11 protein-coding genes are annotated in these 10,245 nt (G+C 56.0%); 8 read left to right on the forward strand and 3 right to left on the reverse strand.

The window, feature by feature from the left end; all coding sequences use genetic code 11:
• Positions 1-81 precede the first annotated feature (81 nt).
• The 7 genes from DMZ65_RS18985 to DMZ65_RS19015 all read left to right on the forward strand — a co-directional run bounded on the left by DMZ65_RS18985 (position 82) and on the right by DMZ65_RS19015 (position 5,107).
• A protein-coding gene (locus tag DMZ65_RS18985) for an IS5 family transposase (RefSeq protein WP_114963763.1) occupies positions 82-850 on the forward strand; the annotation gives its coding sequence in 2 pieces (ribosomal slippage) (positions 82-404 and positions 403-850; 771 coding nt in all).
• Positions 851-1,269: 419 nt separating this feature from the next.
• Positions 1,270-1,881 (forward strand): ribonuclease D, encoded by a 612-nt coding sequence (locus DMZ65_RS18990; protein WP_116600278.1) that lies wholly within the window; start codon positions 1,270-1,272, stop codon positions 1,879-1,881.
• Between the two features lie 11 nt (positions 1,882-1,892).
• Complete coding sequence (lptC, locus tag DMZ65_RS18995) at positions 1,893-2,498, forward strand: LPS export ABC transporter periplasmic protein LptC (protein WP_116600279.1); 606 nt, start codon at positions 1,893-1,895, stop codon at positions 2,496-2,498.
• 13 nt (positions 2,499-2,511) lie between these two features.
• Positions 2,512-2,997, forward strand: coding sequence for an LptA/OstA family protein (locus DMZ65_RS19000; RefSeq protein WP_116600280.1), 486 nt, complete (start codon positions 2,512-2,514; stop codon positions 2,995-2,997).
• Positions 2,997-3,755, forward strand: a complete 759-nt coding sequence (lptB, locus tag DMZ65_RS19005; RefSeq protein ID WP_116600281.1) for an LPS export ABC transporter ATP-binding protein — start codon at positions 2,997-2,999, stop codon at positions 3,753-3,755. Before DMZ65_RS19000 ends, lptB begins: the two co-directional genes overlap by 1 nt.
• Before the next feature lie 263 nt (positions 3,756-4,018).
• Entirely contained in the window at positions 4,019-4,582 is a 564-nt protein-coding gene (gene hpf, locus DMZ65_RS19010; protein WP_116600285.1) for a ribosome hibernation-promoting factor, HPF/YfiA family, read from the forward strand.
• A gap of 60 nt (positions 4,583-4,642) precedes the next feature.
• On the forward strand, positions 4,643-5,107 hold the full coding sequence (locus DMZ65_RS19015) for a PTS sugar transporter subunit IIA (RefSeq protein WP_116600282.1): 465 nt from the start codon (positions 4,643-4,645) through the stop codon (positions 5,105-5,107).
• A gap of 74 nt (positions 5,108-5,181) precedes the next feature.
• Here DMZ65_RS19015 and DMZ65_RS19020 read toward each other — a convergent pair whose 3' ends face one another.
• From DMZ65_RS19020 to DMZ65_RS19030, 3 genes are read right to left on the reverse strand one after another with little or no spacing between them, the layout of a single operon-like run.
• Positions 5,182-6,612, reverse strand: a complete 1,431-nt coding sequence (locus DMZ65_RS19020; RefSeq protein WP_116600283.1) for a sulfotransferase family 2 domain-containing protein — start codon at positions 6,610-6,612, stop codon at positions 5,182-5,184.
• A 3-nt stretch (positions 6,613-6,615) separates the two neighbouring features.
• Positions 6,616-8,310: a DUF5927 domain-containing protein gene (locus tag DMZ65_RS19025; RefSeq protein WP_116600284.1), complete on the reverse strand. Its 1,695-nt coding sequence runs from the start codon at positions 8,308-8,310 to the stop codon at positions 6,616-6,618.
• A complete protein-coding gene (locus DMZ65_RS19030; RefSeq protein WP_116600286.1) occupies positions 8,307-9,266 on the reverse strand; it encodes a glycosyltransferase family 2 protein in 960 nt (319 codons plus the stop codon). The genes DMZ65_RS19025 and DMZ65_RS19030 overlap by 4 nt, the downstream gene beginning before the upstream one ends.
• Positions 9,267-9,477: 211 nt before the next feature.
• Between DMZ65_RS19030 and DMZ65_RS19035 the strand changes: the two genes are divergently transcribed.
• A protein-coding gene (locus DMZ65_RS19035; protein ID WP_114963763.1) for an IS5 family transposase occupies positions 9,478-10,245 on the forward strand; the annotation gives its coding sequence in 2 pieces (ribosomal slippage) (positions 9,478-9,800 and positions 9,799-10,245; 770 coding nt annotated over the 2 pieces). This gene is flagged as partial in the annotation.

The raw sequence follows: 10,245 nt of genomic DNA on the forward strand, positions 1-10,245 counted from the left end.
TAGGCAGCACACCCATTAATTCTTGTTTAGGAGCATAAGTTTGTGATTCATTTCGTCTAAACAACGGGCGGGAGGATGGAAGTGGCACGATCAGACATGAGCGATCTGGAATGGGAATTCATCAAAGCTGTCTTACCTAACAAAACGCGCGGCAAGAAGCGGGTGGATGACCGCCGCGTGATCAACGGTATTTTCTACGTCCTGCGCACCGGCATCCCTTGGGCCGATCTGCCCAGCGAATATGGCCCACCGACAACGGTCTATAATCGCTTCAACCGGTGGAGCTATGCGGGCCACTGGGACCGGATCATGGACGCCATCGCCGACGCGCATAACGTGGACACAGTGATGGTCGACGGGACCAGCGTGCGCGCGCATCATTCCGCCACGACTCTCAAAAAAAGACCCGCGCCGCTGTTTAGGTCGCTCACGGGGCGGATTAGGAACGAAAATACATGCACTTACCAATCAGGATGGGCTGCCGATCCGATATGAATTGACACCCGGCCAAGCTCATGACGCGCCGCCGTGCAAGGCGCTACTGGACAATTTGCAACCTGGCCAACATGTGCTCGCGGACAAAGCATATGACGCAGACTGGATCAGAGACTTGATCTGGGAACAGGGCGCTATCGACGTGATCCCTCCCAAGGCCAACCGCAAACTACCCGCCGAATTTGATGCTGCAATCTACCGGGAACGCAACAAAATCGAGCGTTTCTTTGGCAGGCTGAAAGCCTCGTTCCGCCGTATCGCAACCCGATACGAGAAGACGTCACGCAATTTCCTGTCGATGATCAAATTGGCATCGGTCAGGCTGTGGATCGAGTTTTATGAGTCGGCTGCCTAGTTTTCTGGCGGTTTCCTATGATTTTTTGGGTAAGGTGGACGCGTAGCTACTAAAGCTCTGACGAAAACAGAGCCATGGAGATCCCGAGAGTAGGTGCGACGCATGTGGTAACGATCACGTCATGCTGACGGTAAATGGACAAAAAGGACTCTACAAAAAGGCGAGTAAGGACGCGGCCGGGGAAAACAGAGATGTAGCGAGACACTACAAACTTTACGATATGTTACAGAAAATGTGTCAAGTTGATCGGCTTTGTGACCGATTTGCCGAATCTCTGCCGCTACTTCACGACAGCACTGACACGATTCGGCGACAATGTGACGTGTGGTGGCGTCAGTCCTTGATCCGTCACCGCGGTTGCAAGCAGCATAGCGAAGGACTATTTCGCATCAACCGCATTATGAAGCAGGAGCGAAGTCGTGGCCAATACTCTGTATCAGGGCGATCTGCCCGATGACTTGCAGCTTGGGCCTGTTGTTGCAATTGATTGCGAGACGATGGGCCTGCATCCGCATCGTGACAGGTTATGTGTCGTACAGCTTTCGGACGGCGACGGCAACGCGCATCTGGTCCAGATCGCCAAGGGTCAAAACGCAGCGCCGAACCTGTGCCGGATGCTGGAGGATCCAAAGGTCCTGAAGCTGTTCCATTTCGGCCGGTTTGACATTGCTGCTTTATACAATGCGTTTGGCGCGCTGACGGCCCCGGTCTACTGCACCAAGATCGCATCCAAACTGGTGCGCACCTATACGGACCGACACGGACTTAAGAACCTGTTGCAAGAACTGCTGAACATCGACATTTCCAAACAACAGCAATCGAGCGATTGGGGCGCTGATGAATTGAGCCGCGCACAGATCGACTATGCGGCTTCCGATGTCTTGTATCTGCACCGTCTGCGCGAGGCGTTGGACAGGATGCTTGCGCGCGAAGGGCGCAGTGAAATGGCGCAGGCATGTTATGACTTCCTGCCGATGCGGGCGAAGCTGGACCTTGCCGGCTGGCCCGAAATCGACATCTTCTCGCACTGATCGGCCTTGGCATGGCGCGGTCAAGCGGCACATATTCACGCGTCATCGCCTGGTTGAAGATCCTCTTGCCGCTTATCGCGCTGGGTTTGCTGTCGACGGTGTTCTTGCTGTCGACAGACATCGACCCAGGCGCAGACCTGCCGTTCAGCGATGCCGAGATGGCCGACCGTGCGTCATCGCAGCAGGTGACAGCACCTTATTTCTCGGGCGCGACAAGCAGCGGTGCCTTGTTGACCATCACCGCCGAAAGCGCGCGTCCCGACCCGGAAGAGCCGGGCCGCGCCTTTGCGTCCTCCGTGATCGCGCGCATGAAGATGAAGGACGAAAGCCAGATCATGCTGAACGCCCACAGCGCCACGTTCAGTGATCTTGACGACACGGCAATATTGTCCGGTGAGGTGTTGATCGAAAGCTCAACCGGCTATGTTATGACAACGCAAGAGCTGACCGCATCACTCAGCCGGATCGAGGCGGAAAGCACCGGGCCGGTCGAAGCGACGGGGCCGGCCGGGACACTCAATGCCGGGCGGATGCGCATTGAGACAATCGAAAACGGCGAGGACGTTCGTTTGCTGTTCACCGATGGCGTAAAACTGGTATACGATCCGCAAAACTAGAAAGAATTGACCCATGTTGCCGATCCGTCCCGCGCTTTTGGCGCTCGCTCTTATCCTGCCATTGCCGGTTTACGCGCAGGGGGCCAATGTCGCGTTCGGCGCGTCTCGGGACAGTTCCGGCCCGGTCGAGGTCACGGCTGACAACCTGTCGGTCAATCAATCGGACGGCACCGCCCTGTATACAGGCAATGTTATCATCGGGCAGGGCGACATGCGGCTTGCGGCACCGCGGGTTCTGGTGGTCTTCGCGGAAGACAACAGCAAGATCGACCGGCTGGAAGCGACCGGCGGCGTGACCCTTGTCAGTGGCGAGGATGCGGCCGAGGCGGAGCGCGCCGACTATGACATTGACGGCGGAACCATCGACATGGCTGGAAACGTTCTGCTGACACAAGGACCAAGTGCGGTGACGTCAGAGCGTATGCGCGTCGATCTGGACGCGGGCACCGCGCAGATGAGCGGTCGGGTTAAGACCATTCTACAAGACGGCGATCAGTAATGACGCCCCCTGACCTGAAAGTGACCGAAGGCGGAAGCGGATTGCGTGTTGAGCACTTGCGGAAAAGTTATCGCAAGCGCGTGGTGATCCGCGATGTCAGCCTGAATTTACGGCGGGGCGAGGTCGTGGGCCTGCTTGGTCCCAACGGGTCTGGCAAGACCACGACGTTTTATGCCATCGCAGGTCTGGTCAGTCCGGAAGGTGGGCAAGTCACCATCGACGGGCGCGACGCAACCTATCTGCCAATGTACCGACGCGCCAAATATGGCATCGGGTATCTTCCACAGGAAATGTCGATCTTTCGCGGCCTCTCGGTCGAGGACAACATTGCGGCAATTCTGGACATCAGCCAAACCGATCACCACAAGCAGCGCGAACGCCTTGAGGAATTGCTGAGCGAGTTCTCCATCGAACATTTGCGCCGCGCGCCTGCATTGGCCCTGTCAGGGGGCGAGCGTCGCCGGGTCGAGATTGCCCGCTGCCTGGCCGCCGATCCCAAATATCTGCTGCTGGACGAACCGTTTGCTGGCGTCGATCCGATTTCCGTCAATGAGATCCGCCATCTTGTCGCGGATCTGAAGAAACGTGGCATCGGCGTGCTGATAACCGATCACAATGTCCGCGAAACGCTGGAAATCGTTGATCGTGCTTACATCCTTCATGACGGTACGGTGCTGATGTCCGGGACGCCGGAAGAGGTTGTCCAGAATCAAAACGTGCGGCGCGTCTATCTCGGTGATAATTTCAAGATCTCATGACGTCGCCGATCGCCCAACGTCAAGGGCAAGTTTTCAACTAAATTTGCGCGGTTCCGGGCCGGATTCGATTGACAGTTGACCTGCGTCTCGCCTCAAATGGGACCATGACAACACTGAGAAAGACCATCATGCTCTGCATCTCGGTTTCTCCGGAGGAAAGCCAATGCTCTTTTCAGTGATGTTTTTCCCCGCTTTGGACCTGACGTATAATGGACCTCGCCATGCGTCTCATGTCCGAAGTGTCAGATAAGAAGGATCTCAGGATGCTCTACCAGATCACAGGCAAACATATTGACGTCGGCGAAGCCCTGCAAACGCATGTAAAGAACGAGCTGAACTCGGTTGTTCAGAAATATGCAGAACGCCCAACCGACGCGAATGTCGTTTTTTCCAAGAGCGCCCATGAATTTGTCTGCGAGGCGACGGTGCATCTGTCGACCGGGCTGACCGCAACTGCCAAGGCCTATGCCACTGAAATATATTCGGCTTTTGACGATTGTGCCGAGAAGATGGAAAAACAGCTCCGGCGGTACAAGCGCCGTTTGAAAGACCATCACAAGGACCGTTCAGTACCCGTTGAACTTTTCGGGGCGGCCTCGTATATCCTCGCCAGCGATTCCGAGTCGGAAGAGACGGAAACAGACACGTTGCAACCGATCATCGTGGCGGAGATGGAAACCAAGATCCCCTCTCTGACCGTGGGTGAGGCGGTCATGCAGATGGAGCTTGCCGGTGCGCCGGTCCTTGTGTTCCGGAACGAAAAGAAGGACGGGGTGAACGTCGTATACCGCCGTGAAGACGGCAATATCGGCTGGATCGACCCGTAATCGACCACTTCGGCAGCACGCCAGCAGGCTGTGTCAAAGCGCCGGTAAGACAGGCATGTAATGAACTTTCTCAAGCTTTTGAAACCGGAGGCGGTCAAGGTTATTGGCGCAGCTTCCAGCAAGAAACGATTGATGCATGATCTGGCCGACCTGGCAGAGGCTGCTTACGGCATCAGCGCCCCGGCGGCGGTCGAGGCGCTGATGGAGCGTGAAAGCCTTGGCCCGACGGGCGTGGGGCAAGGCGTTGCGCTGCCGCATGCACGCATTCCGGAACTGTCTGATGTGGTCGGCGTCTTTATCCTGTTGGACAAGCCGATCAACTTCGAATCCGTCGACCGACAACCGGTCGACGTGGTTTTTGGACTATTCGCGCCAGAGGATGCCGGGGTTGAACACCTCAAGGCTTTGGCGCTGGTCTCGCGGACCTTGCGGGAGGCGTCGATTTGCGCAAAACTGCGCGCCAATCCCGATGCTGCGACGCTATACACGATCCTGACCGAAGGCGAGTCGGTCGCTATCGCGTAGCTGGGCTGCGCCCTATTCAGAACCTTCCGCGAGAGTAGCCTTGACTGGCTGTCGCCGTTTTCCATTTGTGCCTATCACGGTGTCCAATCACGGAAGCCGAAGATCAGATAATCACGATGGTAAGCATCGCGGGCCAGCGCCTCTAGTTCGGCATTGTAGATTTCTTGCAGCCGGTAGGGCGTATCAGGGGCAGAGCTTTGAGTGTCGGGCGGCGCATCGTGGCCGACTTGCATCGCCATGGCGGGCAGGTAAACCGCCATCTCGTCTTCTCTTACGATCATGTCGGGAAGGGTGAAACCGCTCATATCCTGTAGACATTGCACCTGACTGGCCCAGTGCGCGTCAACACGGATTGCGGTCTGGCCGTTCAAGTTTGCCTTGATGAAACTTAAAAACGCAGCAAACGCGGTCCGGTGAGCGTTGGCGTCGTAGCGTGGATCTGACGGATCGTCGGGCAAGTCTAATCCGTGGGCGCGTTGCAGGGCCTGCCGAATTTTTGCAAAACTGCCCGGTCCGCGGGCCAGGATTTTCGCGCAGAACGCGGCATGGGCGCGCAATAGCGGATGCCGGATCACGGCAAAGCTGCGATGGCCGGGTTTTGCCTTCATCCATTTGCGCAGGCTATTTTGCGAGAACCGCGTCTGTAACGCGTTCCTGCCAGCGCCATCCAGCGATGCCAGCCAGTCCAGCACCACCTCTTCGGGGCCCGACCGGATCGGCATGTAAAGCAGCGCGCTGTCTGGCGCGGCGACATAACGGGGAACCTGCGGGCCGCGCCGCGGTTCGAAATTCGGCGTACGCGTCAGGTTGAAGCGATCCAGGCTGGCCAAGGCATCTTCCATCTCCGGGAAATTCGTAACCTTGTCGGCAAGCGGTTCGGGGTTCTGACGCTTCAGTTTTTTGTCCAACCCTTCGAGACGGTCAGCCACACCCAGCCAGGCTGCCAGCCCGTTCATCACCGCAATGTCCTGCAAATCCTCATACGCGACGTAAAAGGCGGTCTGGCCCGTCGTTTGCAGTGCCTTAAGCAGGCGAATCTGAAATGCTTGCAAGCGGGTCAGGTACCCTTTGAATTCTTCGGCATCAAACCAGGCACGACTGTCTTTTCGTTTCTCGACATTGGTCAGTTTCCACTGGCCGGTGGCTTTGGCGATCTTCCAGCTTGTGTAGCTTTCGACCGGGTTGCGTGTCAGAATGATCTTTGCACATCGTGGATCGTTCAGGATCAGATCAAGCGCGCCGGGATGATGATCATGGAAGAACCGAAACCCGCCAATCCCCTTGGTTTGGTCGCGGATGACCTCGATCAGGTGGCCGGGGTCACGGTCGCGTTGCGCGAGGGTGACATCTAGAATGTCTTTCGAGTTCGGATAGCCGATGAAACCGGGGTTGAAGGCTTCGCCATGACAGGTGAGGCCGTCGAATTGGTTAAGGTTTGCCTCAAGAAAGTTGGACCCGGTGCGCATCTCTGCAAACACCACGAAATAGTCGAATTGCGCGGCCATCCTTTATCGTACCAGATACGGTTTTTGAGGCAAAGATTGTGCATTCATCGGTTCAGGATTTGCCGGAAAGTTGCCTGTCAAGTTGGGCTGAACACCCTGATTTTTCAAATTCTGAAGGAATTGGCCAAAGCCGGTCAGGTCGGCCATCCGGGGCGCTTCTGCCAGCCGTTGCGATGGTTTCTCACCCATCTCATCGATGATGGTTTGCAATAAGCCAATTGGCGCATCAATGAACTCTGCCAAGGTCCAAACCCTTACCCGCGCTTTGGCATCCGGGCGGCGTAAGATCGCAAGATGTTCGGCTTCGACCTGCTGTAGCTTGGTCGCTTCTTCGCGGATGTCGGCGAAATCGACATTCGATTTGAACAGTGGAATGGCCCATGCGCCGGTGATGACAGACACTTGCGCGTTGCGATCATAAGCGATGGTTTTGCGAATCCGCTGATCGTCGGTCGGTCCAAACAGGAAACATTGCCGTTCGCCGCGCGTGTTCCACAGCAGATTGGTCAAAAAAGCGGCACAATTGGCATCGCGCAATGCGGCGCTATCAGACAGTCCGCCTGCCACGATGGTTTTCCCACCCGCAAATTCAACGCGATCTGGTGCAAACAGGTGGCCGTGCAAATTGGTTCCGGTTGTCCGGTGCATCCAGTCTGCAAAATCTTCGAACAGGTCGGAAAACCCGTGAAAAACAGAATACTTTGCAGCGGTGCCGCTGGCGTAACCGCTCCGTGGAAAACGGCTTTGCATATATAGGCCGGAACGTCCGCGGGTTCGGCGCTGCACCGCTTTGGCAAAGATGCGATCAACCTTGCCAAGATCTGGCTCGGCTCTGTTCATGTCGTCGCCGGGCGCGGCCAGGAATGCATCGTAGAGTTTATTCGCGCGCGGCCAGATCTTGCGTGCAACGAAACAGTCCGACCGCCGCAGAAGCCGCAAATGGTCATCGTAAAAGATGTGAGGTCTGCCCTGAAAATCAAACTTGGACAATGTCAAAGAGCGGCTTTCCAGCGCAACGGAATAACGGCGCGCAAGCGTTTGAAAGTAACTCTCGTCCGGTATCCAGACCCGTTTGAAATACTTGTCGAACACGGGCCGTTTGGGATCTTGCAGAATGGCTGATAGTGTCTGTCGCGTCAGGCACCACCACTGGCTTCCCATATGCGGCACGATTCCGTCGGGTATGTTTCGCTTGAACCCGATACGGCGCTGAAGATCGACGTATTTATCGAACAGATAGCGGTGCTTTTTCCAAGAAAACGGGAACCTTAAGGTGAAGCGTTCCTCGTCCAGCCCACCAACTGGCCAAAGCACCGTCGCGACATTCGCGCTTTCGATGAAATCGGTCTGAGGTCGCTCTGCCAGGTAAGAGATCAGGTCTTCGACGGGGCGCAATGGCAGGCACGCACCGGAGGTCAGATAGACGTGCCGAACTTCCTTGAAAGAGGACAGCATGATCTCGCTGGCATCCTGAACGGCAGAAACAAGACCCCATGTGCCCCATTCGCAACGGTGGCACGGCGCAAATTTCAACGTTGCGATGTCAGACAGGGCCGCTGCGAATTTTTCATACTGAGCGAGCGGTAGCGCTTTGTCGACATGAATCACCACGGGACAGCCGGCCCGTGTCCAGTGACGGGCCACTTGTTCGGCCCGATCGAACGCGGTGTGTACAAGCATGATGATGCCGACAGTCATGCCCAGTTCCCTTTCGACATAAGACCCAAAATTTCCAACTGTCTCCAGTTAATGTACTTCTCTGAGAACTCGCACCAAATGTCTGGATTATGTCGCAGTCCATCAGCATAGGCGATATATTCCTTCGACGCGGCGGAATGCTGTCCTCGGTTCAGCTCTTCTTCGGCTTTGGCAGCGAAGGTGTTGAGGAACTTCATATGCATGAGGATGCCGCTGGCTTTTTCACCACCACTTTTATCATACACGATATTCAACCCGCGCGGTAACAGCATATGGGTGGAACTGACATAGGCGTAACGTCGGTCCCATCTGACCAACGGCACCTTGTTAAGCGCTGGTGCCTGTTTCGGCTTGTCCGCAAAGAACACACGCGCACGCGGCCCACCCTGGATCCATAGGTTCCAAAAGTCGGGGTTACGTTGAATGGTGTAGTTCCCGGCATCAAACCACGGCGCGATTTCCAGCGGGTTCTGCCCGGCAGTGTAGGGGTGTGTTTCCAGCGGTCCTTTGGGGTACATGTCCAGAAGCATCGCGCCAAAAGACCGCACCGAGGAACTGTCCAGCCAATCGGTCAGCGCCTGGATCGGTCGGGTATCGCAGAACGGGAAGACGAAGAATTCATCCGGATCCACCACCAATGCCCAATGGCCATGGGCATATCTGCGCAGCAACCAATTTGTCCAATCAACGCCAAACCGGGCGGCCCTGTAGCTGTCTTTCGTGGTCCAAAGAGAGATGTCGGGTTGATCCTGCAAATACTCGCGCGTGCCATCACTGCTGTCATTGTCGACAATCAGGAAGTGGAGAACGCCAAGTTCTCGATAATATTCCAGAAAATACGGCAGCCGGACCAGTTCATTGCGCATTGTTGAGACCAAAAGCATATCGTTGTCCCGGATCGCTCGGGTTCGGTCCGCTGCAATCGTCAAGCCAAGGCTTTTGCGGCGCGCGCGCATCTGAAGGTGTTTGCGTTTCAAGCGCCGGCGATATGAATTGATCAGCTTCAATTCATGCCCCCCATGGCGATAGTTTCACGCCGCCGCTCTCCTTCTACTCTGCACTGATTAACGCACTGTCGTATTTGACTAGGCAGCACACCCATTAATTCTTGTTTAGGAGCATAAGTTTGTGATTCATTTCGTCTAAACAACGGGCGGGAGGATGGAAGTGGCACGATCAGACATGAGCGATCTGGAATGGGAATTCATCAAAGCTGTCTTACCTAACAAAACGCGCGGCAAGAAGCGGGTGGATGACCGCCGCGTGATCAACGGTATTTTCTACGTCCTGCGCACCGGCATCCCTTGGGCCGATCTGCCCAGCGAATATGGCCCACCGACAACGGTCTATAATCGCTTCAACCGGTGGAGCTATGCGGGCCACTGGGACCGGATCATGGACGCCATCGCCGACGCGCATAACGTGGACACAGTGATGGTCGACGGGACCAGCGTGCGCGCGCATCATTCCGCCACGACTCTCAAAAAAAGACCCGCGCCGCTGTTTAGGTCGCTCACGGGGCGGATTAGGAACGAAAATACATGCACTTACCAATCAGGATGGGCTGCCGATCCGATATGAATTGACACCCGGCCAAGCTCATGACGCGCCGCCGTGCAAGGCGCTACTGGACAATTTGCAACCTGGCCAACATGTGCTCGCGGACAAAGCATATGACGCAGACTGGATCAGAGACTTGATCTGGGAACAGGGCGCTATCGACGTGATCCCTCCCAAGGCCAACCGCAAACTACCCGCCGAATTTGATGCTGCAATCTACCGGGAACGCAACAAAATCGAGCGTTTCTTTGGCAGGCTGAAAGCCTCGTTCCGCCGTATCGCAACCCGATACGAGAAGACGTCACGCAATTTCCTGTCGATGATCAAATTGGCATCGGTCAGGCTGTGGATCGAGTTTTATGAGTCGGCTGCCTA

Origin of the sequence: Primorskyibacter marinus (genome assembly GCF_003313245.1) — a bacterium.
Classification (GTDB): domain Bacteria; phylum Pseudomonadota; class Alphaproteobacteria; order Rhodobacterales; family Rhodobacteraceae; genus Primorskyibacter; species Primorskyibacter marinus.

Coding starts and splice junctions, on each gene's coding strand:
- hpf (WP_116600285.1), top strand. CDS start 4,019: ATGCTCTACCAGATCACAGGCAAACATATTGACGTCGGCGAAGCCCTG.
- DMZ65_RS19020 (WP_116600283.1), bottom strand. CDS start 6,612: ATGGCCGCGCAATTCGACTATTTCGTGGTGTTTGCAGAGATGCGCACC.
- DMZ65_RS19015 (WP_116600282.1), top strand. CDS start 4,643: ATGAACTTTCTCAAGCTTTTGAAACCGGAGGCGGTCAAGGTTATTGGC.
- DMZ65_RS19025 (WP_116600284.1), bottom strand. CDS start 8,310: ATGACTGTCGGCATCATCATGCTTGTACACACCGCGTTCGATCGGGCC.
- lptC (WP_116600279.1), top strand. CDS start 1,893: ATGGCGCGGTCAAGCGGCACATATTCACGCGTCATCGCCTGGTTGAAG.
- DMZ65_RS19000 (WP_116600280.1), top strand. CDS start 2,512: ATGTTGCCGATCCGTCCCGCGCTTTTGGCGCTCGCTCTTATCCTGCCA.
- DMZ65_RS19030 (WP_116600286.1), bottom strand. CDS start 9,266: ATGCGCGCGCGCCGCAAAAGCCTTGGCTTGACGATTGCAGCGGACCGA.
- lptB (WP_116600281.1), top strand. CDS start 2,997: ATGACGCCCCCTGACCTGAAAGTGACCGAAGGCGGAAGCGGATTGCGT.